Raw genomic sequence first — 20,304 nt, 5'->3', positions numbered from 1 at the left:
TCCCACTACGGTGAGCCCGTGGCCGAGCATCCCGAGCAGGCGGCGTCCGAACAGCGCGCCCTCGCCCTGGGGGCCGAGCTGCGCGCGCTGCACGGGCGCCTCCGGGCCTCGCTCGACGACGCTCTCGCCGGCGTCGACCCCACCGCGGCCCTGCTCGACGTGACCGCCGAGCCGGTCAACCGGTGCCGCGCCTTCTGCTCGGTCCTGGCCGCCCACCAGCGCCGCGAGGACGCCACCCTCTTCCCGTGGCTGCTGGCTCACCGGCCCGACCTGGCCCCGGTGCTCACCCGCCTCGACGAGGACCACCGCCTGGTGGCCGGTCTGCTGGGCGAGCTGACGGTGGCTCTCGACGCCGGGGCGGCGCCGTCGGTCCTCGTGCGCCACCTCGAGGGGCTCGACGCCGTCATGGAGAGCCACTTCCGCTACGAGGAGCGCGAGCTGCTCCCGGCCATCGCCCACCTCATCGCAACCGCCGGGGCGCCCTGATGGCCCGGATGCGGCGCAAGGGCGACCTGCCCACCAAGGTCTGTGCGACCTGCCGGCGGCCCTTCACCTGGCGCAGGAAGTGGGCGGCCGACTGGGACGAGGTGCGCTACTGCTCGCAGGCCTGCCGACGGGCGCGCCCCGATGCCGCTCCGCCGCCGGGCTCCTCGGTCCTGCCAGAGTGAGGGGATGAGCTCGCCCGGCACGCACGTCCTCCTGATCAGCGACACCCACCTCCCGAAGCGCGCCAAGGACCTCCCGGCTCCGCTCTGGGAGGCCGTCGACGCCGCCGACCTCGTGGTCCACGCGGGCGACTGGGTCGAGCCCCTGGCCCTCGATGCGCTGGAGGCCCGCGCGACCCGGCTGCTCGCGTGCTGGGGCAACAACGACGGGGCCGCACTGCGGGCCCGACTGCCCGAGGTGGCCCGCGAGACGGTCGAGGGAGTGCGGGTGGCGGTGGTGCACGAGACCGGCGGCAAGGAGCGCCGGGGCGAGCGGATGCGCGCCGCCCATCCCGACGTCGACCTGCTGGTGTTCGGGCACAGCCACATCCCGTGGGACTCCACGCACGAGGGGCTGCGCCTGCTCAACCCGGGCTCGCCCACCGACCGGCGGGCCCAGCCCGACTTCACCTGGATGACGCTGCGGCTCGCGGACGGCGACGTGCACGACGTGGTGCTGCACCGGCTGCCGCCGGCCTGACCCGGGTCAGGCCGGAGCGTCCGCGAAGCGCAGGTAGGGGCGCACCTCGTCGACGTTCTCGAACCGCTCGCGCGCGTCCTCGGTGGAGATCGAGGGGGCGACGATGACGCGGTCGCCAGGCGCCCACTCGGCCGGGGTCGAGAACGGCCCCGCGTCGGTGGTCTGCAGCGCATCGAGGGCTCGCAGGATCTCGGTGAAGTTGCGCCCCACCGACTTCGGGTAGGTGATCGTCAGGCGTACCTTGTCCTGCGGGTCCACCAGGAAGACCGAGCGCACCGTGGAGGTGTCGCCCTCCTCGGGGTGGATCATGTCGTAGGCCTGCGCGACCGCGCGGTCGGAGTCGGCGATGATCGGGAAGTCGACCTCGACCCCGCCGACCTCGGCGATGTCGGGCACCCACCGCTGGTGGTCCTCGACCGAGTCGACCGAGACCGCGATGGGCTTCGCGTTGCGCTGGGCGAACTCGCCCGACAGGGCCGCGGTGCGACCGAGCTCGGTGGTGCACACCGGGGTGAAGTCCGCCGGGTGGCTGAAGAGGACCGCCCACGCGCCGTTCTTCCACTCGTGGAACGAGATGGGACCGTGGGTGCTGTCGGCGGTGAAGTCGGGGGCGGTGTCGCCGAGACGGAGAGACATCGATAACTCCTCATATGGATCGGGATCACCTCACGTTATCGACCGTGGAGCGTCCCGACCCACCGTGCCCGCCATCCGGACGGCCGAAGACGCCACGGCACCCACGCCCCACCTGGCAGGGTGACCCCATGAGTGATCCCATGAGTGACCCCCAGACGCCCGCGACCGACGAGGTCTCCCGCTTCCTCGTCCGCCAGAAGATCACGATGATGGTCAACCGCTACGAGGTCGTGCGGACCAGCGACAGCGGCGCCGAGCTCGGCACCCTCGCGGTGGCGCAGCAGAAGCGGCTGAAGCTCAAGGAGGAGGTCACCTTCTTCACCGACGCCGCCCGCACGACGCCGGTGTTCTCGTTCAAGGCCCGCAAGCGGATCGACCTGGCGTCGGCCTACGACGTGCTCGACGCGAGCGGCGCCCCGGTCGGTATGTTCCGCAAGGACTTCGCGGCTTCGCTGCTGAACTCGACCTGGCACCTCGAGACCCTCGACGGCCAGACCTTCACGGGGCGCGAGCGCAACCAGAACATCGCCGTGCTGCGCCGGGTCTGGGAGTTCCTGCCGGTGGTCGGCGACATCCCGCTGCCGTTCCTGTTCCACTTCGACTTCCGCGCCGCCGACGGCACGGTGGTGATGAGCTCGACCAAGAAGATGGGGCTGCGCGACGTCTACCGCGTCGAGCTGGCGCCCACCGCCACCGGGCGGCGTCTCGACTGGCGGCTCGCGGCGGCCATGGCGGTGGCGCTGGACGCCCTCCAGTCGCGCTGAACGGTAGGGCCTCGCCCGGGCTCAGCGGGCCGCGTCGGCCAGGCGCCGGGCCAGGGTCGCGACCGCCTCGCGGAGACCGGGACCCCCGACCACGGTGAACGGCACCGGCAGGCGGGCCAGGTCGCGGGCGTAGCCGTCGAGGTTGCCGGTGGTCCCCACCAGACGGGTCCGTCCGTCGGGAGTCGCCTCGAGGCGGCCCATGGTGCGGGGGATCCACTCGACCCGCTCCAGCGGGGCGTCGACCCGCACCTCGACCGGGTGCTCCCACCCCGCGGCCAGGTGCTCCTCGAGCGACTCGACCGGGTCGAGGCCGTCGGGGACCCGGAAGGTCGCGTCGAGCCCGTCGACACCCTGCACCCGGTCGACCCGGTAGGTGCGCACCGTGCCCGAGCGCAGCGACCGGCACAGCAGGTACCACCGGCCGTGACGCACGACCACGGCCCAGGGCTCGACCTCGGTGGTGAACTCCCGCTCGGCCTCCGAGCGGTAGTGCACGCGCACGCACCGGCCGTCGAGCCGGGCCCGCACCAGGGCGACCGTGGTGGCGGGGTCAGGTCGTGCGGCGCCGCGGTCGGGGGCGGCGGCGGCGATGCGACGGACGACGTCGGCCGGCTCGGCCACTCGCTGCGGCATCGCGCGCAGGAGCTTCGCCATCGCCACGCCCACGGGGTCGGCCGGGTCGGAGGCGGCATGGTGCCCGTCGAGCACGGCCATCACCAGCCCCAGCGCCTCGTCACTGCTGAACACCAGCGGCGGCAGGCGGGTGCCGCGTCCCAGCCGGTAGCCGCCGGCCGGCCCCCGGGTGGACTCGACCGGGATCTCGGCCTGCCGCAGGATGTCGACGTAGCGCCGGACGGCGCGCGTCGAGACGCCGAGCCGTGCGGCCAGCCGCTCGGCGGTGACGCCCGGCTCGTCCTGGATCGCCTCCATCGTGATGAGGGCGCGGGCGGCGGGGGTGGTGTCGGGGCGCACCCGGTCATGGTGTTGCGGACGCCGAGCGTCCGCAACCCCTCCTACGGTGGGGCCATGACCGACATCCTGTTGATCCACCACATCCAGGGCCTCACCCCGGGCGTGCTCGCCTTGGCCGACGCCTTCCGGGCCGCCGGGCACACCGTGCACACCCCCGACCTGTTCGAGGGCCGCACCTTCGGCTCGATCGACGAGGGGGCCGGGTACGCCCGCTCGGTCGGGTTCGACGAGGTCCGGGCGCGTGGGGTGGCGTCGGCCGACGGCCTGCCCGACGACCTGGTCGTCGCCGGCATCTCACTCGGGGCCATGGCCGCCCAGCAGCTGGTGGCCACGCGGCCGGGGGTCCGGGGCGCTCTGCTGTACGAGGCGTTCGCCGGGCCCGAGAACTTCGGGGGGTGGCCCGACGGGGTCGCGCTGCAGGTCCACGGCATGGCTGACGACGAGTTCTTCGGGCTGGAAGGTGACCGTGAGGCCGCCGAGGCGTTCGCCGCGGGGCGCCCCGAGGCCGAGGTGTTCGTCTACGCCGGCGACGCCCACCTGTTCGTCGACTCCTCGCTGCCGGCCTACGACGCCGACGCGACGCGGCTGGTGCTGGACCGGTCGCTGGCCTTCCTCGACCGCCTCTGACGCCGGGCCGGCGTTGGGGCTGGACCAACGCAATCCGGTTCTGCTGAAGGCGAACACCTGTGGAGAGAGGCTTGCTCTCGTACGCCTGTTCGGGTATCATTTCTCCATGAACAGGGGGCAGCTCAGCAGCCGTATCGCGGCCGTGTGCGCGGAGGTCGCGGCGCTGGGGCGTGAGCTGGCCGAGCACGGTCGCGGGCTCGATGCGGTGGAGTGTTACGAGCTGGCCGGTGAGCTCCAGACGGTGGTGAACGCCGCCGAGGGCGCCCAGGGTGTCGCGGCCGCGTTGGGGGCTCGGGTCGAGGTCCGGCTCTCCGGGGACGGGCCGGTGGAGCGGGTCCACCCGGTCGGGTACGTGGACCAGATGGCGGCGAGCCTCGTCGCGCTGGAGGCCGGTCTGACGGAGGGGCTGGCCGGAAGGAAGGTGCACCTCGGGGCAGCGTTGGGTGAGCGGTTCCCCCTGGTCCGCGACCGGGTCCTCGCGGGGGATGTGGCGGCCGCGACGGCGCACAAGGTGGTCGACGCCTGTGCCGGGCTGGACGTCGAGGCGTGCGGGCGGGTCGATGCCGAGGTCGCCGGCCGGTTGAGTGAGCTGGACCCGGCCCAGGTCACGGCGCACGTCCGCCGGGTCGCCACCCGGGTCGCGGCCGACCAGGTCGCCGCGCAGGTCGCGAAGACCCGCCGTTCCCGCACCGTCGAGGTCCGACCGGGTCCGGACGGGCTCACCGACGTGTACGCCCTCCTGCCGACGGCGACCGTCGCCGCGGCCTGGGCCGCGACCGAGCAGCTGGCCGGGGAGTACCGCGGCATCGACGACACCCTGACCCTGTCCGAGGCCCGCGCGGATGCGTTCGGTGACCTGCTGCTGCGCAACGTGACGGTGTCGGCGCAGGTGACGCTCGGGGTGCCGGTGGTCACCGACCGGCCAGCGCCGGAACCCTCGGTGGTCGAGACCGTCGAGGTGCCCTGGGCCGACGACGACACCGTCATCGACGCCTACACCGGCGAGGAGACCCGCTTCGCCGACCTCCCCGCGGAAGCACAGCGGCTGTTCCAGACCACGACCATGACCGTGGACCCGGACCTCACCCCGACACCCATGGCCCAAGTCGCACCGGGGTTCGCGGTCTCCGGGACGCAGCTGCCCGGCCTCGGCTGGGTCGACGCCGCCACCGTCGCCAACCTCCTCAAGGTTCTCCCCCTGGACGTCGCGAGAGCCGTGCTGGACGCCGAGACCGGCACCCTGGCCTCCCTGACCACCAGCGCCTACCGACCGAACAAGGCCATGCGCGACTTCGTGGCCACCCGCGACGGGACCTGCCGCATGTGGGGCTGCACGAGACGCGCCGAGTACACCGACCTCGACCACACCAGACCCTGGCCCGGGGGCGTCACCTCACCGACCGACCTGGCATGCCTCTGCCGGCGGCACCACCGGCTGAAGCAACAAGGCCGCTGGCGACCCCGGCTCGACCCCGACGGCACCCTCACCTGGACCTCGCCCTCCGGCACGAGACGCGTCACCGAACCCACCCACCGCATCCTGCCGACGGCGGCTGCCACGACGCCCCCGCCCTTCTGACGCCCGCACCCGACAACACCCGGGGAAACCGGCGCCCGGGCACCGGTTTCTCCGGGTGTTGTTCGCGGAGGGGAAGCCCTCGAGCGGCCGGCTCAGCCGGCGTCGCGCTCGCCCTGCAGCCGCTCGATGTGCTCGGACGCCTGCGCCTTGGTGAGGTCGGCCGGCAGCTCCTCGCCGGCCTGACGGGCCAGGGTGTCGAGATAGCTGCGCTGGGGGCCGGTCATCGGCTCATCGCCGGTCACCCAGTCCTCGGGGTCGCGTTCGGGGCCGTTCTCGGGGGTGGGGCTCCCCAGGGTCTCGCCGGTGTGACGGTCGTCGGTGGTCTCCGGAACTGCGCTCTGTTCGCTCATGTGTTCGAATCTACGGCACCCGGGCACCTCGATGGGCCGAGCGTGCTCCCTTCCACACTCGCCCCGCACGGAGGCTCGACCCCGGACCCACTCGGTGGCGCCAGAGGGGCAGGCACCCTCAGGTGTGGTCGCGCAGGTAGCGGCCGAAGTGGGGGACGGTGAAGGCGATCAGCCCCCGTTCCCCCGAGTAGATCAGCCCCTTCTTCAGCAGGGCGTCGCGCGCCGGCGACAGCGACTGGGGCTTGCGGTCGAGGTGGGCGGCCACCTCGGCGGTGGCGACGGCATCCGCCTCGCCGGCCGGGCTCGCCGCCGCGACCTCCGCCATCGCGCGCAGGTACTCGCGCTCCCCGGGGGTCGCCCGCTCGAAGCGTGACCCGAAGAACCCGACGGCCAGCTCGGCGTCGGCCTCGGGCGCTGCCACCTCCACGTCGGCCGCCGTGATGGGTGAACCGGGAGCCCTGTCCCACACCGCCTTCCCGTACGCCTGGATGAAGTAGGGGTAGCCACCGGTCGCCGCGTACATCGCCTCGAGGGCCGCCGGTTCGTAGGCCGCGCCCTCCTCCTGCGCCGGCCGCACCAGCGCGGCATCCGCAGCCGCCCGGTCGAGCCGGTCGATCCGCGAGTAGCGGAACAGTCTCTCGGAGTACGACTTCGACGCGGACAGCACCGCCGGCAGATGCGGCAGCCCGGCCCCCACCACGATCAGCGGCAGACCGGTCTGGCTGATCTCGTGGGCGGCGGCGCACAGGGCCGACACGTCCTCGGGCCCGAGGTCCTGCATCTCGTCGATGAACACCGCCACCCCCCGCCCGGTGTCGGCGGCCATCCCGCCGAGGTCGGCCAGCAGCTCGACCAGGTCGATCTCGATGTCGCCGGAGTCGGCGCGGCCCGCCACCGCGGGTACCGAGATGCCCGGGTTCCAGCGGTCGCGCAGCTTGGGGGCCGCGGCCCGCCCACGCCCCGCCGCCTCGGGCTCGCGCTGTGCGAACGAGCGCACCACCCCGAGCGCGTGGTCGCCCGCCCCCCCGGCCGGCCCCAGCTCGCGTACCGCCTGGTGCAGCGCCGACGACAGCGGGCGGCGCAGCGACTGCTCGGGCCGCGCCTCGAGCTTGCCGGTGCCCCAGCCCGCCCGCACCGCCGCCGAGCGCAACGCGTTGAGCAGCACCGTCTTGCCGACCCCGCGCAGCCCGGTGAGGACGATCGAGCGCTCGGGGCGGCCACGAGCGACCCGCTCGAGCACCACGTCGAAGGCATCGAGCTGCTCGTCGCGGCCGGCCAGCTCGGGGGGGCGCTGGCCCGCGCCGGGGGCGTAGGGGTTCCGGATCGGGTCCACGATCGCAGCGTATGGGGCTCTCTAGCGAATGCCCGAGACATTCGCAGAGAGCCGCATCGAGTGTCGCCGAGCCGCGCGCGCATGACAGGGCAGTCGCTGCGCTCGTCTACGCCCCTCTTGACGACTCCCTAGAGAGCCCCAGACGGGACGAGAAGCGGCTGGCGGGAGCGGGTCAGGAGACCGTCGGCGTGCCGTTCGCGGCGTCCATCGGGCGCCCGGCGGTCTGCCACGCGATCATCCCGCCCTCGAGGTTGGCCACCTCGTAACCCTGCTGCGCCAGCCAGGGCATGACGCGCTGCACGCGCCCACCCGAGCGGCAGGTGATGAGCAGCGGCTCGTCACGCTCGAGGAACGGCGCCAGCTCGTCGACCCGCTGCGGCAGCGCGGACATGGGGATGTGGACCGCCCCCGGCGCGTGGCCGGCATCCCACTCGTCCTGCTCGCGGATGTCGAGGAAGGTCGCGTCGGGGGCGACCTCGGACACGGGCACGTCGGGGAACTCGCTCATGCCCCCAGCATCCCAGCCGCGACGCAGCCCTCGCGACCCGCCCGCCCCGCCGCTACTTCAGGAACTTGCTGGTGCGCCGGTCGGCCAGCGGCTTGCCCCCGGTCTGGCAGGTGGCGCAGTACTGCAGCGAGGAGTCGGCGAAGGAGACCTCGCGCACGACGTCGCCGCACTCGGGGCAGACCTCGCCGGTGCGGCCGTGCACCCGCATCCCGGCCCGCTTGGCGTCCTTGAGCTCCTTGGCCGGCTTGCCCGAGGCGGTGGCCACGGCGTGGGCCAGCGTCTGGCGCAGCGCGGTGTACAGGCGGGTGACCTGCTCGGCGTCGAGGGTCGCCGCGAGCGCGAACGGCGAGAGCTTGGCGACGTGCAGGATCTCGTCGGAGTAGGCGTTGCCCACGCCCGCGATGATCGACTGGTCGCGCAGCAGCCCCTTCACCTGCATCCGGTGGGACCCCAGGATCGCCGCGAAGACCTCCTCGGTGAACTCGTCGGCCAGCGGGTCGGGCCCGAGCGAGGCGATCCCCGGTACCTGGCCGGTGTCGCCCACGATGTAGGCCGCCAGACGCTTCTGGGTGCCGGCCTCGGTGAGGTCGAAGCCGGAGCCGTCGTCGAAGCGGACGCGCAGCGCGATGGGTGACTTGCCCGGTCGCAGCCGGGTGGCCGACTGCGCGTCGGACCAGCGCAGCCAGCCGGCCCGTGCCAGGTGGAACACCAGGTGCGTGCCGCCGCAGTCGAGGTCGATGAACTTGCCGAGGCGCCCCACCCCGTCGACGGGGGCGCCGACCAGGGCCTCCGGGGGCGGGGTGAAGGTCTTCAGGACGTGGAAGGACCCGAGCTCGACGCCGGTGACGACGAGCCCGTCGGTGCGCGCGCGCAGGAAGTCGGCGAGCGCCTGGACCTCGGGCAGCTCGGGCATGACCCGACGCTACCGCCCACCACCGTCACCGGCAGGCCCACGGACCCACCCCGGCGGAGCCATCGAATGCCCCGGACGCCGGCTCACCGCTCGTCGAGGTCCTCGACCGTGTAGGGCGGCGGGTCGTCGAGGCCGCCGGTGACGACGGCCGAGGCGTACTCGCCGAGGGTGCGGGGGCGCTCGTCGTCCTCCCACAGGCCGCGGACCCGCCGGCTCAGCGCGTAGCCGTCGGGCCCGCGCACCACCGGCACCTCGAGCCGGTCCTCGGGGGCGGGGGCGACGTCGTCGGTGGCCACCGGGATGGCGTGCGACAGCACCTGCTCACCGGCCGTGAGCTCGCGCAACGCGATGCCGCGCACCCGGTCCGGACGTTTCGAGGCGAACTCGGTGTAGATGCTCGGGTCGTGCTGGCCGTCGTCACCGACGAGCAGCCACCGCACGTTGGGCAGGTCGCGGGCCAGCCGGTGCAGCTGGGCCCGCTTGTGCTCCTGCCCGGAGCGGAACCAGCCGGTGTTGGTGGGGCCCCAGTCGGTGAGCAGCATCGGGCCGGTCGGGTAGCCGTTGCGGCGCAGGAACCGGCTGAGCTGCGGGCCGGTGTTCCAGGCGCCGGTGCTGAGGTACACCACGGGCGCCTCGGGTCGGGCGGCCAGCAGCTCGCGGTACATCGTCGCCATCCCGGGCACCGGGCGCCGGGCCCCCTCGGAGCGCACGAAGGTGTTCCAGGCAGCGATCATCGGGCGCGGCAGCGAGGTCGACAGCACGGTGTCGTCGATGTCGGAGATGATCCCGTGCGTCACCTGCGAGCCGACGACCAGCACGGGCGCCTCGATGGGCTGCGCGCGTGGCGAGTCGAGGTAGACCAGGTGCTCGCCGGGTGTCAGCCCGTGCCCGCGGACGGTGAGGTCGACGTAGCCGCCGCGGTCGGTGCGCGTGGTCACGATGCGCTCGTTAACCCGCACCGTCACCGGCTCGTCGGCGACCGGGGCGGCGAAGAACGCGCGCCAGCCGCGCGTCTCGAGCTCGACCGAGCGCAGCCGCGCGGCGTAGGACTGCTCGGCGGTCTCGTCGGCATCCGCCTCGGGCAGACCGCGGGTCATGATGACGCGCGCGAAGATGCGCAGCTGGGTGACGCTGCCGTAGCCGGTCGAGGGCACGATGCGGGTGACCCAGCCGCGCGACTCGAGGAGGCTCGCCTTCCGCTGCGTGTAGGCGTCCTCGAGGAGTGCTGCCGCGTGGGGTCGCGCCATGACGTGAGCCTAGATGAACGGGCTCAGCCGGGTGTACCGAGCCCGTCACGACCTTGGACGACGCCCCCGATGACCTGTTCCGCCAGGACCCGGACCTTGATGTTGCGGTCCTGCGAGGTCTTGCGCAGCACGTCGAAGGCCTCGTGCTCGGGGATGCCGCGCAGCGCCATGATGACGCCCTTGGCCTGCTCGATGACCGCCCGGCTCGCCATGGCCTGCTCGAGCTGGCCGGCGAGGCGGCGCATCCCGTCGAGCTGGGTCACGGCGACCACGGCGTCGGCGCAGCGGCGGGCCGCGATGCGCACGAGGGCGGCGTCGAGGCTGCCGAAGGCGTCGCGCTCCCAGGCGTAGAGGTTGAGCGCGCCCACGCACTCGTCGCCGCTGACCAGCGGCACGGCGAACAGGCTGCGCATCCCGTCCTGTCGGGTGACCTGGGCGAAGGTCGGCCAGCGGCCGTCCTCGGCACACAGGTCGTCGACGCGCTGCTCCTCGCGGGTGCGGGCGGCCTCGAGACAGGGGCCCTCGTCGAGGGCGTACTGCACGGCGTCGATCTCGAGGGTCTGCACCGTGGAGTAGGCGGCAGTGTGCGGGCGGTCGTTGCTGAGGATGGTGACGCCGACCTCGTCGCAGCCGTCGACGAAGCGGCGGACCGAGTGCACGACGCGCTCGAGGTAGTCGGAGAGCTCCTCCATGGACTCCAGGACCCCGCCGGTGTCGAAGCTCAACGACTCCAGGACGGTGGCGGGGTCGAGGTCACCGTCCTGCGGGGACGGCTGGGTGAGCGCGTGGGTCATCCGGGGTCCTTCGGGAGGGTCATGCGGCGTGCGACCGAACTGTATCCCGATGTGCGACGCGCCGGTGGGCGGCGATGGAACGATGGGACGATGCCCCCTCGGTTCCGCAAGTCCTCGGCGGACGCCCCGTCCGGGTACTTCGCCTGGGAGGCCGCGGGGCTGCGCTGGCTGCGGGAGGCCTCGACCGCTCTACGGCGGCTCGTACGCGGGGCAGGCCCGGGCGGCCGCGGAGCGCTACCGATGAGCGTGCCTGGCGTGCCCCCGCTGCTGGTCGACGCCTTCGGTGCCCGCTGGTGGCTCGACACCGACGGCCTGGGGTCACCGGTGGCCGAGCGCGTGCGCGCCTTGTGGGCGCGCGCCGAGGTGCCGGAGCGGGCCGGTGGCGACACCGACGTGCTCCCCTTCACCCTGGGGCGCGAGGACGAGGCCGTCCTCATCGCGGGCGCACGCTACCGGATCGGCGACGACGCGCTGCCCTACGCGGTGTCGCGGGCGCTCACGGTCGCCTCGCTGGAGCGGCGGATGGGCGACTGCCTCCTGCTGCATGCCGCCGGGCTGGCGCGGCCCGACGGCACGACACTGGCCCTGGTGGCCGCTTCGGGCACGGGCAAGACCACCTCGGCCCGCGTGCTGGGGCGGAGTTTCGGTTACGTCTCCGACGAGACGGTCGCGATCGAGGACGACCTGAGCGTGCGGGCGCATCCGAAACCGCTCTCGATCGTCGTCGACCCGGCCTCGCCGCACGACAAGGAGGAGCGCTCGCCCGACGAGCTGGGGCTCCTCGTGGCGCCCGACGCGCTCCGGTTGGGCGGGGTCGTCGTCCTCGACCGCGACCCGGCGGCCGGCGAGCCGTCCCTGACCCCCCTGTCGCTGGTCGAGGCGGCCGTCGCTGTCGTGCCGCAGACCTCCGCGCTGTTGCGGATGCCCGACCCGATGGGCGCCCTGGCGCGTGCGCTGACCGCTGGTGGCGGGCCCTGGCGGCTCACCTACGCCGAGATCGACCGGTGCCGGGACCTGCTGGTCCACGCCCTCGACGCCGTCCGCGACGAGCCGGCGACCTGGGAGGTGGAGGCCGGAGACGGGGGCGTCGACGAGCGCCCGGAGGCGTGCGCCCCGCCGGCGCTCGACCCCTCGACGGTGCTGGGCCGCGCGCCCTTCCGGCACGCGCTGCACGCCGAGGGCTCGACCCTGGTGCTGGTCGGCACCGTGCCGATGGCGTTGCCCGGGATGGCGTCCACCCTGTGGCGGGCCGCGCAGGCACCCCGCCGCCTGGCCGACCTCACCGAGGCGGCGGTGGCCGGCCACGGCCGCCATCCGCGAGCGGCCGAGGTGGTCGCCGAGACGGCCGCCGGCCTCGTGGCCAGCGGTGCCTTCGTCGTCCTCGCCTGAGCCGCCACGCCACGGGGCGATGCCGGACGCGCTGTGCAGGGCCGCGTCCGGCATCGCCGGTCGTGCGAGGCGCGCAACCTCGGGGGGCCGACCCGGATGACCACCGGTCACCTGGCCCGGCCCCTCCAGGCTCACGCCAGGGTCACCACCGGGCGACGGGCGGCGACGACGAGACCGCCGCCGGCGAGCAGGAGCAGGAACGCGAGCTGCAGCAGCAAGGCGCCCTCCATGCCGGTCTGCGCCAGCCGCGACGAGAGCGCAGCCGGCACGTCCGCGGTCACGGTCGACAATGAGCCGACCGGCGCCGTGGCGTCGCCGACCGCCGTGGCACCCGGGGTCTCGTGGCCGGGGGTCTCGCTACCCGGAGTGCCACCACCGGGCGTCTCGCCCCCGGGGGTGGTCGTGGTGGGACCGTCGGTGGTGGAGTCACCGACCACGGCGACCGCGTTGCCGCCGACGGTCACCGGGACCGACACCGGCAGCGTCACCTGGTTCCCGCCCAGCACCCCGTCCTCACCGCTGGTCGCCGAACCACCGGCCGAACCCGAACCCGCCGGGACCGACGCACTCGACCCCGAGCTGTGCGAGTCCCCCAGCACCGAGACGGCGTTACCGCCCACGGTCACCGGGACCGACACCGGCAGCGTCACCTGGTTCCCACCCAGCACCCCGTCCTCACCGCTGGTCGTCGAACCACCCGCCGAACCCGAACCCGCCGGGACCGACCCGCTCGAGTCACCACCGGCGCTCGTGGAGTCACCGACCACGGACACCGCGTTGCCGCCGACGGTCACCGGGACCGACACCGGCAGCGTCACCTGGTTCCCGCCCAGCACCCCGTCCTCACCGCTGGTCGTCGAACCACCGGCCGAACCCGAACCCGCCGGGACCGACGCACCCGACCCCGAGCTGTGCGAGTCCCCCAGCACCGAGACGGCGTTACCGCCCACGGTCACCGGGATCGACAACGGAGCGGTGGCCTGTTGCCACCCCCCGCCGAGTCCTCCCCCGAGGTGCTCGACGACGAACCGGCATCCGAGGACCCCGCACCGCCCGACGCACTCGACCCCGAGCTGTGCGAGTCCCCCAGCACCGAGACGGCGTTACCGCCCACGGTCACCGGGATCGACACCACCGAGCCGACCTGGTTGCCCCCGAGGAGGCTGTCGGCCCCCGAGGTGTCATCGGCCCAGGCATTGGCGGAGAAGAAGATCCCGCCTCCGACCACGAGGGCAACTTCGAGCCCTCTCCGAACGTATGCACGCATGATGAGTAGTTCCTTTCCTGAATGATCCGAAAACCTCGCCGGCGAGGCGAGGGAAGTGCCGCGCGCTCACACGAGGAACGCAGGGGCGGGATCAATCAGGACTGGAACCGGGAATGAGTGCGGGCCCTGCGACGGGCCCGGTCAGCAGCGCCCGCACCCGCTCGGTCGCGGCGGCGGGCAGCGTCAGCCACCGGGCCGACAGCGCGTCGTCCCCAGAGGGGGCGCCACGGCCGCCGGACGACATGACGAGGGCCCCGCCGACCAGCGCGGCGGCGAGCAGCGGCATCGGCAGGGGGATGGGAGCCCCGGGCGGCGCAGTCGTCGGGAAGGCGACTGTGGCGACCACGGCCGATGCGACCGAGGACGCCACCGCGGACACGGCGGCGAGGACCGACGGGGATACCCCCGCGACGGTGGTCGGTGCCACGGGGCCGGTCACGCCCGGGGCGACGGCCCCGGCCACCGGCGGGAGGGGAGTGCCGGGAGGCACGACCCCGCGGGCCGGCCTGAGCACCGGGTCGAGTGCACCTTCGACGGGGGACAGGACGGGGGACAGGACCGCGTCGACAGTGCCGGCGACGACGCCCACCGTCCCGGAGACGGCGTCGACGGCGCGCACGACGGTGCCGTCGACCTGCGCGGTCACAGCGCTGACCGCATCGCTGGTGGTCGTCGTGGCCGAGGCGGCGACCAGGTCGACGACGACGGTGGAGGTCGACGCCACGGGAGCCGCGACAGGGACGTCGCGGGTGGCCGCAGCCACCGCAGCGGTGGCGCCGGAGACGGTCGCCGCGCCGCCCGTCGGGACCGCGCTGGTGGCGGCGGCTGCCTGGGTGGTGGCGCGGGTGGCGGCCCGCATGAGAGGAGTGGTCACCGTCTCGTGCGCCGCCACGGTGACCGAGCCGAGGAGCTCCCGGCCGGCCGCCGGCGGGGCGTCGTCGGCCTGGGCCGAGCTGGGAGCCAGGAGGAGCCAGCAGACCCCGAGCACGGCAGCGCCGAGGGCGACCCGAAGGGGTCGACGCCACTGCACCTGCCTGGTCATCGGGATGCCTTCCGCCGAATGCTGCTGCGTTCTTCGTCTACGAGAACACAGTCGGCGGCATTTCGGGGGCCGAACCACGAATCGATTCCGGTCCCGCCATTTCCTCGACGGTGAACTGCGCAGAGACGTCACAACAATGTCATTTCGGGTTCAACCACAGTGCATTCTTCGAGCGTGGGCCCGACAGCGCCGGCGTCCTTCATTCGCCGGATGGAGCCCCTTCCGCCGCGCCAAGGCGAGATCCGCTGCGCCGCAGCGACTTCCGAACCCCGCGCTGGGCACCGCCGCGCCGAGGTGACTGCGCGCGTCCTCCGGTCGCACGGGCGTCGCCGGCGTCGCTGTTCGGGCGACCCTCGACGCGGCCACCTCGCCGGGCGGCGTCCCACCGCTGGGGCGGGCGGGCGCGGCACCATACTTGCCGCATGAGCAACCCGACCGAGGTCACCACCCCCGACGGCGCGATGCCGGCCCACCTCTGGCTGCCCGAGTCCGGCCGTGGCCCGGGCATCCTCCTGCTGCAGGAGATCTTCGGGGTCAGCGCCTACATCCGGCGCCGGGCGCAGGACCTGGCCGACCTCGGCTACGTGGTGCTCGCCCCCCAGATCTTCTGGCGCCTCGGCGTCGACGAGATCGCGAACGGCCCGTCGATGCTCGAGGACGCGATGGCTGTCGTGGGCCGGCTCGACTGGGACAGCGCGGTGTCCGACGCGCGGGCCGCCCTGCGCGCCCTGCGCGAGCGGCCCGAGACCACCGGCGGCACCGGGGTCGTCGGCTTCTGCTTCGGCGGCGGCCTCGGCTACGCGGTCGTCGCCGGCGAGCCCGCCGACGCCCTGGTCTCGTTCTACGGCTCGGCGCTGCCCGGTATCACCGAGGCCGTGCCGTCGGTCACCACGCCGTCGCTCCACCACTTCGGCGAGGACGACGCCTACATCCCGATGGACGTCGTCCGGACCATCCGCGAGCGCGTGAGCGGCGGGGGCTCCGTGGACTTCCACACCTATCCCGGCGCCGACCACGCCTTCGACAACGACGACTTCGTCAACCACGACCCGCAGGCGAGTGCCGCCGCGTGGGCCACGACCGAGAGCTGGCTGCGCGAGCACCTGCCCGTCCGCTGACCCGGGTCGCCGCTGTGGCCCCCGGGCATCAGGCGCAGGTACAGGGCGACGCCCCGCACTTCGGGCAGCCGCGGGCGTAGCGCGCGAGCGCGGCGTCGAGGTCGACCCCCGTCTGGTTCGCCAGCGACGCGACCCACGCGACGACGTCGGCGAACTCGTGCTCCCGCTGGGCCTGGGTCCCCTTGCGCACGGCCTGGGCCAGCTCGCCGACCTCCTCGGCCAGCCAGGCGACCGTGCTCGGCACGCCCCGGGCGCGGTCGCGCTCGCCGAAGGTGCGCTCGATGACCCGCTGCAGCTCGCCCAGTTCCATGGCCGGCAACCTACCCGGGCCGGACGGGGTCAGTTGAGGGTCGCCCCGGTGGGGTCCGGCGGGGTGGGCAGGGCTCCGAAGCGCTTGACGATCGCGGTCTCGCGGCTGAGCAGCGAGAGCACGGCCCGCAGCCGCGTCGCCGCGTCGGCCCCCTCGAGGATGCGCTGGCGGTCGGCCGGGTCCAGGACCATCCGCTCGACCACCCGGTAGGCGACGTCGTGCGGGGCCGCCTCGACCGGGTCGGCCGTGGCTCCCACCGTCGCGAGATAGCGCTCGTGGGCGCGCAGCACCCGCGTGGTCAGGGCCGCGACCTCGACGTCGCCGGTGGCCTCGGGTTCGCCCAGCCACGTCACGGAGCCGCTGAGGTAGGCGGTACCGGCGCCCTCCTCGATGCCCTCGAGCCGGAAGCGACGCGCACCCCGGGCCACCAGGTGCACCACCGTGCCGACCTCGGCCTGCGCCAACGCCATGGCGTCGACGCGGGCCTCACAGCCCACGCCGTGCAGGTCGCGCGCCGCGCCCGGCCCGACCTCGTGGCCCTTGCGGATGAGGACGACCCCGAAACGCCGCTCGTCCTCGGGCTCGGCGGCCAGATGCTGGGCGAGCTCGAGGTAGCGCGGCTCGAACAGCTGCAGCGGCAGCCGCGCACCGGGCAGCAGCACCCCACCGAGCGGGAAGATGGGCAGCGAGGGCACACCTCACTGTAGGCATCCCCGCCGCCGCCCACGAGACCCTCCGGGCGACCCTCGACAGCCCTGGCGCGTCAGGCGCCGCCCCGGCCGAGCGCGCGCAGCGGCGTGGTGGTCGCGGCGAGGTGCGCGTCGGCGTCGGGCACCCCGGCCACGTCGACGGCCCAGCGCAGGCAGTCGGCCAGCGTGGAGGTTCCGCCGGCGATCGAGCCGGTGTCCGTGGTGCGGGCCGTCCCGTCGGCCACCACGACCTCGAGACCACCCAGCCGGTAGGTGCCGTCGCCCAGCCCGGTGGCGGCCATGGCGTCCGAGACCAGGGCCACGGCCTCCGGCCCCACGGTCTCGAAGACCATCCGCACCACCTCGGGCGCGACGTGCACGCCGTCGGTGATGAGCTCGACGACGGCCTCGCCCCGCGCGGCGGCGGTGAGCGCGGCGGCCACCGGCCCGCCCTCGCGGTGGTGCAGCGGCGGCATCCCGTTGAACAGGTGGGTGACCAGGGCCGGGCGCCCCTGGAGCTCGGCGACCAGCGCGAGGGTGCGGGCCACCGTGGCCGCGTCGGCGGCGGTGTGCCCCACCGAGGGGGTGATGCCGAGCTCGACCAGGGTGCGCACCAGCGCCTCGGCGCCGGCCCGCTCGGGCGCGAAGGTCAGGTGGGCCAGGGCCCCGGGCGCCCCGGCCTCGGCCGCGACGTCGGCGAGACGGCGCACGAGGTCGGGGTCGGGGTCGATGAGGACGGCCGGGTCGTGGGCCCCCCGTCGGGAGGGCGCGAGGAACGGGCCCTCGAGGTGGATGCCGGCCAGCGTGCCGTCGGCGACCAGCGGGGCCAGGGTGGCGACCTGGGCCGCGAGGTCGTCGGGGCGAGCCGAGACCAGGCTGGCCACCAGCGTGCCGACGCCGGCCGCCGCGTGGTGGGCCGCGGCCTCGCGGCTGCGCGGGCCGCCCAGCTCGCCGCCCGCCGCGCCGTGGCAGTGGATGTCGACGAGTCCGCTCACGCCGACCGACGCTACCGCGCGCGGCCGGTGGCCCGGCGGAGGGCGCCCGCGGTGGCCACAGGTCGGCGGGCTACGGTCCGGTGCCCATGGACGTCGTCGGCGGGGTGTGGGCCCGGGTGCAGCCCGTGGGCGACGTCGCGCTGGCCGGGGCGCCCGTGGTGGTCGTCCTCGTCGCGGCGCTGGTGGCCGTCGGGGTCCCCGGGCTGTGGCGGGTGCTGCGGCTCGGGGTGACGCTCGTGCACGAGCTCGGGCACGCGGGCGTGGGGATGGCCGTGGGCCGCCGCTTCACCGGGTTCGTCCTGCGCGGTGACATGTCGGGGCACGCCGTCACGGTCGGGCCGGCGCGGGGCGCGGGCCGGGTCGTCACGACCTGGGCGGGCTACCCGGCGCCGGCGGCGGTCGGCGCCGCCGCGGTCTGGCTGGCGGTCCGCGGGTGGTCCGGCGCCATGCTGGCGGTCGTCGTGGTGGTGCTGGTGGTCGCCCTGGTGCGGGTGCGCTCGGCCCTGACCGCGGTCGTCGTCGTGGCGGTGACGGGCCTGACCGGCTGGCTGTTCTGGGCGGGCCCGGCCCTGGTGCAGGCCCAGGTGCTGGTGGCGGCCGGGCTGGTCCTGGTCGTCGGCGCGTGGCGGCATCTGGGGGCGGTGGCCGGCACCCGCGACGCCTCGAGTGACGCCGGGGTGCTGGCCCGCCTCACCGGCGTGCCGCGGGTCGTGTGGCTCGCCAGCTTCGCCCTGGTGTGCGCCGGCGCGACGTGGGTGGTGGCCCGGGCGGTGCTGGCCGCGCTCCGATCCGCTACTTGACCGAGCCCGCGGTCAGCCCGCCGACGAGGTGCTTCTCGATGAGCGCGAACAGGATGACGACCGGCACCACCGCGATGACCGAGGCCGCGAACAGCTGGTCCCAGTTCTGCTCGTAGCCGGTGACGTAGGACCGGAAGCCCACCGTGAGCGGCTTCTTGTCGTCGTCGATCATCAGGGTGAGCGCCACGACGTACTCGTTCCAGGCCGCGATGAACGTGAAGATCGTGGCCGTGACCAGCCCGGGCAGCGTCAACGGCAGCATGATGCGGCGCAGCATCCCGACCCGGCCGACGCCGTCGAGCGCCGCGGCCTCCTCGACCTCCAGCGGGATGGACGAGAAGAAGCCGTGCAGGATCCAGATGGCGAACGCGAGGTTGAACGCGGCGTTGGTGAGGATCAGCGCGCCGTAGGTGTTGATCATGTTGAGCTCGAAGAACTGCCGGTAGAGCCCGACGACCAGCGAGGTCGGCGCGAACATCTGGGTGATGAGCACGACCAGCAGGAACACCCCGCGGCCCGGGAAGCGGTGCCGGGCCGTCATGTAGGCCGCCGGGATGGCCACGAGGACCACGATGCCGGTCGCCCCGAGCGAGACGACGAGCGACGTGAACAGCCAGTGCGGGAAGCGCCCGTCGGACAGCACGGTGGCGTAGGTGTCGAACTGCCAGACCCGCGGCAGGAACGAGGGCGGGCTGGTCTTGACGTCGGTACTGGTGCGGAAGCTGTCGAGCACCATCACCACGTACGGCGCGAGGAACACCAGGGCCACGGCGGCCGCGCTGAACGCGACGAGCCGGGGGCGGCGGGTCGTGGTCACTTCGTCTCCTCGCGCCAGTTGACGACCTTCAGGTAGACCATGACGACGACCAGGATGACCAGCACGTTCATGATCCCGGTCGCGGCCGACATCCCCACGTCCTTCTCCTGGCTCTTGAAGGCCAGCTTGTACATGAAGGTGATCAGGGTGTCGTGGCCGAACCCGGGGTTGCGGTCGTTGAGGGTGTAGATGATCGGGAAGCTGTTGAACACGTAGATGGTGTTCAGCACCGTCGCGATGAGCAGCGCCGGGCGCAGCAGCGGCAGGGTGATCATCCGCCAGCGCTGCCAGGGGGAGGCGCCGTCGACCTCGGCCGCCTCCATCACGTCGCCCGGGATCGCGTTGAGGCCGGCGATGAACACGAAGACGGTGAACGGCAGCGACACGAAGACGCCCACGACGACCATCGAGGCCATGGTGAACCGGTCGTCACCCAGGAAGCTGATGGGGGTGTCGATGACGTGGAGCGTCATCAGCACGTGGTTGACCAGGCCGTAGTTGTAGTCGTAGAGCAGCACGAACAGCTGGCTGGTGATGACCAGCGAGGCGGCCCACGGGACGATCACCGCCCACCTGACGAACCGGCGGCCGGGGAAGTCCTTGACGAGGAGCTGCGCCAGGGCCAGCGAGATGAGGATGGTCAGCGCGACCACCGCGACCACCCAGACCACGGTGTTCCTCAGCACCACCGGCAGGTCGGGGTGGCTGAGGACCTTGGCGTAGTTGTCCCACCCGGCGGCCCCCTTGTAGAGGCCGGTGATGGAGTACTCCGAGCGCGAGGCCTTGAACAGCATCACGGCCGGGAAGACCACGATGCCGACGATGAGCGCGATCGCGGGCGAGAGCCAGAGCAGGGCCACGCCGGGGTGGACGCGCCCGACCCCGGCGGTGCGGCGGCGCGTGCGCGCGGCCGGCACCTCCGGGGTCGGGCGTGCCGACGGCGCCGTGACGTCGTCGGTGAGGCTCATG

The 20,304-nt window shown here is 73.7% G+C and carries 24 protein-coding genes; 9 read left to right on the top strand and 15 right to left on the bottom strand.

What is annotated here, in order from left to right:
• Positions 1-18 precede the first annotated feature (18 nt).
• From ATL31_RS08965 to ATL31_RS08955, 3 genes are read left to right on the top strand one after another with little or no spacing between them, the layout of a single operon-like run.
• Positions 19-486, top strand: a complete 468-nt coding sequence (locus ATL31_RS08965; RefSeq protein ID WP_211283996.1) for a hemerythrin domain-containing protein — start codon at positions 19-21, stop codon at positions 484-486.
• Positions 486-668 carry a DUF2256 domain-containing protein gene (locus ATL31_RS08960; RefSeq protein ID WP_101395461.1) on the top strand — a complete coding sequence of 61 codons (183 nt, stop codon included), beginning with the start codon at positions 486-488 and terminating at the stop codon, positions 666-668. Before ATL31_RS08965 ends, ATL31_RS08960 begins: the two co-directional genes overlap by 1 nt.
• A gap of 4 nt (positions 669-672) precedes the next feature.
• Entirely contained in the window at positions 673-1,185 is a 513-nt protein-coding gene (locus ATL31_RS08955) for a metallophosphoesterase family protein (protein ID WP_101395460.1), read from the top strand.
• Between the two features lie 6 nt (positions 1,186-1,191).
• Here the strand turns inward: ATL31_RS08955 and ATL31_RS08950 are convergent, their stop codons facing one another.
• Entirely contained in the window at positions 1,192-1,821 is a 630-nt protein-coding gene (locus ATL31_RS08950; protein ID WP_101395459.1) for a peroxiredoxin, read from the bottom strand.
• 140 nt (positions 1,822-1,961) lie between these two features.
• Between ATL31_RS08950 and ATL31_RS08945 the strand changes: the two genes are divergently transcribed.
• Positions 1,962-2,585, top strand: coding sequence for an LURP-one-related family protein (locus ATL31_RS08945; RefSeq protein ID WP_245862167.1), 624 nt, complete (start codon positions 1,962-1,964; stop codon positions 2,583-2,585).
• Positions 2,586-2,606: 21 nt separating this feature from the next.
• On the opposite strand, the gene ATL31_RS08940 is transcribed toward ATL31_RS08945, so the two are convergent.
• The gene (locus tag ATL31_RS08940; RefSeq protein ID WP_101395457.1) at positions 2,607-3,557 is read right to left on the bottom strand and encodes a helix-turn-helix transcriptional regulator; all 951 of its coding nucleotides are present in this window, start codon (positions 3,555-3,557) and stop codon (positions 2,607-2,609) included.
• A gap of 54 nt (positions 3,558-3,611) precedes the next feature.
• Between ATL31_RS08940 and ATL31_RS08935 the strand changes: the two genes are divergently transcribed.
• Positions 3,612-4,184, top strand: coding sequence for a dienelactone hydrolase family protein (locus tag ATL31_RS08935; protein WP_101395456.1), 573 nt, complete (start codon positions 3,612-3,614; stop codon positions 4,182-4,184).
• A 106-nt stretch (positions 4,185-4,290) separates the two neighbouring features.
• Entirely contained in the window at positions 4,291-5,763 is a 1,473-nt protein-coding gene (locus tag ATL31_RS08930; protein WP_101395455.1) for an HNH endonuclease signature motif containing protein, read from the top strand.
• A gap of 92 nt (positions 5,764-5,855) precedes the next feature.
• On the opposite strand, the gene ATL31_RS08925 is transcribed toward ATL31_RS08930, so the two are convergent.
• The 6 genes from ATL31_RS08925 to ATL31_RS08900 form a co-directional block, all read right to left on the bottom strand.
• The gene (locus ATL31_RS08925) at positions 5,856-6,113 is read right to left on the bottom strand and encodes a DUF3072 domain-containing protein (protein ID WP_101395454.1); all 258 of its coding nucleotides are present in this window, start codon (positions 6,111-6,113) and stop codon (positions 5,856-5,858) included.
• A 118-nt stretch (positions 6,114-6,231) separates the two neighbouring features.
• Positions 6,232-7,446, bottom strand: a complete 1,215-nt coding sequence (locus ATL31_RS08920) for an ATP-binding protein (protein ID WP_101395453.1) — start codon at positions 7,444-7,446, stop codon at positions 6,232-6,234.
• Between the two features lie 172 nt (positions 7,447-7,618).
• Positions 7,619-7,954, bottom strand: coding sequence for a rhodanese-like domain-containing protein (locus ATL31_RS08915; RefSeq protein WP_101395452.1), 336 nt, complete (start codon positions 7,952-7,954; stop codon positions 7,619-7,621).
• A 52-nt stretch (positions 7,955-8,006) separates the two neighbouring features.
• Positions 8,007-8,867: an Fpg/Nei family DNA glycosylase gene (locus ATL31_RS08910; RefSeq protein ID WP_101395451.1), complete on the bottom strand. Its 861-nt coding sequence runs from the start codon at positions 8,865-8,867 to the stop codon at positions 8,007-8,009.
• A gap of 83 nt (positions 8,868-8,950) precedes the next feature.
• Positions 8,951-10,114: an App1 family protein phosphatidate phosphatase gene (locus ATL31_RS08905; protein ID WP_101395450.1), complete on the bottom strand. Its 1,164-nt coding sequence runs from the start codon at positions 10,112-10,114 to the stop codon at positions 8,951-8,953.
• A 23-nt stretch (positions 10,115-10,137) separates the two neighbouring features.
• Positions 10,138-10,908: a GAF and ANTAR domain-containing protein gene (locus ATL31_RS08900; RefSeq protein ID WP_101395449.1), complete on the bottom strand. Its 771-nt coding sequence runs from the start codon at positions 10,906-10,908 to the stop codon at positions 10,138-10,140.
• A 90-nt stretch (positions 10,909-10,998) separates the two neighbouring features.
• Here ATL31_RS08900 and ATL31_RS16635 point away from each other — a divergent pair, with 90 nt between their 5' ends.
• Positions 10,999-12,297 carry a hypothetical protein gene (locus tag ATL31_RS16635; protein ID WP_211283995.1) on the top strand — a complete coding sequence of 433 codons (1,299 nt, stop codon included), beginning with the start codon at positions 10,999-11,001 and terminating at the stop codon, positions 12,295-12,297.
• A gap of 131 nt (positions 12,298-12,428) precedes the next feature.
• Here the strand turns inward: ATL31_RS16635 and ATL31_RS08890 are convergent, their stop codons facing one another.
• Positions 12,429-13,247: a chaplin family protein gene (locus ATL31_RS08890; protein WP_158239818.1), complete on the bottom strand. Its 819-nt coding sequence runs from the start codon at positions 13,245-13,247 to the stop codon at positions 12,429-12,431.
• A 408-nt stretch (positions 13,248-13,655) separates the two neighbouring features.
• Positions 13,656-14,606 (bottom strand): hypothetical protein, encoded by a 951-nt coding sequence (locus tag ATL31_RS08885; RefSeq protein ID WP_101395447.1) that lies wholly within the window; start codon positions 14,604-14,606, stop codon positions 13,656-13,658.
• A gap of 422 nt (positions 14,607-15,028) precedes the next feature.
• On the opposite strand from ATL31_RS08885, the gene ATL31_RS08880 reads away from it, so the two are divergent.
• The gene (locus tag ATL31_RS08880; RefSeq protein WP_101395446.1) at positions 15,029-15,724 is read left to right on the top strand and encodes a dienelactone hydrolase family protein; all 696 of its coding nucleotides are present in this window, start codon (positions 15,029-15,031) and stop codon (positions 15,722-15,724) included.
• Between the two features lie 28 nt (positions 15,725-15,752).
• Here the strand turns inward: ATL31_RS08880 and ATL31_RS08875 are convergent, their stop codons facing one another.
• From ATL31_RS08875 to ATL31_RS08865, 3 genes are all read right to left on the bottom strand, one after another.
• The gene (locus ATL31_RS08875; RefSeq protein ID WP_101395445.1) at positions 15,753-16,034 is read right to left on the bottom strand and encodes a MazG nucleotide pyrophosphohydrolase domain-containing protein; all 282 of its coding nucleotides are present in this window, start codon (positions 16,032-16,034) and stop codon (positions 15,753-15,755) included.
• Positions 16,035-16,063: 29 nt separating this feature from the next.
• Positions 16,064-16,729 carry an LON peptidase substrate-binding domain-containing protein gene (locus ATL31_RS08870; RefSeq protein WP_101395444.1) on the bottom strand — a complete coding sequence of 222 codons (666 nt, stop codon included), beginning with the start codon at positions 16,727-16,729 and terminating at the stop codon, positions 16,064-16,066.
• Positions 16,730-16,797: 68 nt separating this feature from the next.
• On the bottom strand, positions 16,798-17,718 hold the full coding sequence (locus ATL31_RS08865; protein WP_101395443.1) for an N-acetylglucosamine-6-phosphate deacetylase: 921 nt from the start codon (positions 17,716-17,718) through the stop codon (positions 16,798-16,800).
• An 86-nt stretch (positions 17,719-17,804) separates the two neighbouring features.
• On the opposite strand from ATL31_RS08865, the gene ATL31_RS08860 reads away from it, so the two are divergent.
• Entirely contained in the window at positions 17,805-18,518 is a 714-nt protein-coding gene (locus tag ATL31_RS08860) for a M50 family metallopeptidase (RefSeq protein ID WP_101395442.1), read from the top strand.
• Here ATL31_RS08860 and ATL31_RS08855 read toward each other — a convergent pair.
• Positions 18,511-19,335: a carbohydrate ABC transporter permease gene (locus ATL31_RS08855; RefSeq protein ID WP_245862164.1), complete on the bottom strand. Its 825-nt coding sequence runs from the start codon at positions 19,333-19,335 to the stop codon at positions 18,511-18,513. The genes ATL31_RS08860 and ATL31_RS08855 overlap by 8 nt on opposite strands.
• A complete protein-coding gene (locus tag ATL31_RS08850) occupies positions 19,332-20,303 on the bottom strand; it encodes a carbohydrate ABC transporter permease (RefSeq protein WP_170062498.1) in 972 nt (323 codons plus the stop codon). Before ATL31_RS08850 ends, ATL31_RS08855 begins: the two co-directional genes overlap by 4 nt.
• Position 20,304 lies beyond the last annotated feature (1 nt).

The sequence above is a fragment of the Phycicoccus duodecadis genome (assembly GCF_002846495.1).
GTDB lineage: Bacteria > Actinomycetota > Actinomycetes > Actinomycetales > Dermatophilaceae > Phycicoccus > Phycicoccus duodecadis.
The sequence above is the reverse complement of the archived record's forward strand: the minus strand, read 5'-3'. Positions and strand labels throughout refer to the sequence as shown.

Excerpts from the sequence above, each read along its gene's own strand:
- ATL31_RS08880 (WP_101395446.1), top strand. The coding sequence starts at position 15,029 with ATGAGCAACCCGACCGAGGTCACCACCCCCGACGGCGCGATGCCGGCC.
- ATL31_RS08875 (WP_101395445.1), bottom strand. The coding sequence starts at position 16,034 with ATGGAACTGGGCGAGCTGCAGCGGGTCATCGAGCGCACCTTCGGCGAG.
- ATL31_RS08885 (WP_101395447.1), bottom strand. The coding sequence starts at position 14,606 with ATGACCAGGCAGGTGCAGTGGCGTCGACCCCTTCGGGTCGCCCTCGGC.
- ATL31_RS08935 (WP_101395456.1), top strand. The coding sequence starts at position 3,612 with ATGACCGACATCCTGTTGATCCACCACATCCAGGGCCTCACCCCGGGC.
- ATL31_RS08900 (WP_101395449.1), bottom strand. The coding sequence starts at position 10,908 with ATGACCCACGCGCTCACCCAGCCGTCCCCGCAGGACGGTGACCTCGAC.
- ATL31_RS08915 (WP_101395452.1), bottom strand. The coding sequence starts at position 7,954 with ATGAGCGAGTTCCCCGACGTGCCCGTGTCCGAGGTCGCCCCCGACGCG.
- ATL31_RS08950 (WP_101395459.1), bottom strand. The coding sequence starts at position 1,821 with ATGTCTCTCCGTCTCGGCGACACCGCCCCCGACTTCACCGCCGACAGC.
- ATL31_RS08850 (WP_170062498.1), bottom strand. The coding sequence starts at position 20,303 with ATGAGCCTCACCGACGACGTCACGGCGCCGTCGGCACGCCCGACCCCG.
- ATL31_RS08930 (WP_101395455.1), top strand. The coding sequence starts at position 4,291 with ATGAACAGGGGGCAGCTCAGCAGCCGTATCGCGGCCGTGTGCGCGGAG.
- ATL31_RS16635 (WP_211283995.1), top strand. The coding sequence starts at position 10,999 with ATGCCCCCTCGGTTCCGCAAGTCCTCGGCGGACGCCCCGTCCGGGTAC.
- ATL31_RS08945 (WP_245862167.1), top strand. The coding sequence starts at position 1,962 with ATGAGTGACCCCCAGACGCCCGCGACCGACGAGGTCTCCCGCTTCCTC.
- ATL31_RS08960 (WP_101395461.1), top strand. The coding sequence starts at position 486 with ATGGCCCGGATGCGGCGCAAGGGCGACCTGCCCACCAAGGTCTGTGCG.
- ATL31_RS08905 (WP_101395450.1), bottom strand. The coding sequence starts at position 10,114 with ATGGCGCGACCCCACGCGGCAGCACTCCTCGAGGACGCCTACACGCAG.
- ATL31_RS08925 (WP_101395454.1), bottom strand. The coding sequence starts at position 6,113 with ATGAGCGAACAGAGCGCAGTTCCGGAGACCACCGACGACCGTCACACC.
- ATL31_RS08860 (WP_101395442.1), top strand. The coding sequence starts at position 17,805 with ATGGACGTCGTCGGCGGGGTGTGGGCCCGGGTGCAGCCCGTGGGCGAC.
- ATL31_RS08910 (WP_101395451.1), bottom strand. The coding sequence starts at position 8,867 with ATGCCCGAGCTGCCCGAGGTCCAGGCGCTCGCCGACTTCCTGCGCGCG.
- ATL31_RS08955 (WP_101395460.1), top strand. The coding sequence starts at position 673 with ATGAGCTCGCCCGGCACGCACGTCCTCCTGATCAGCGACACCCACCTC.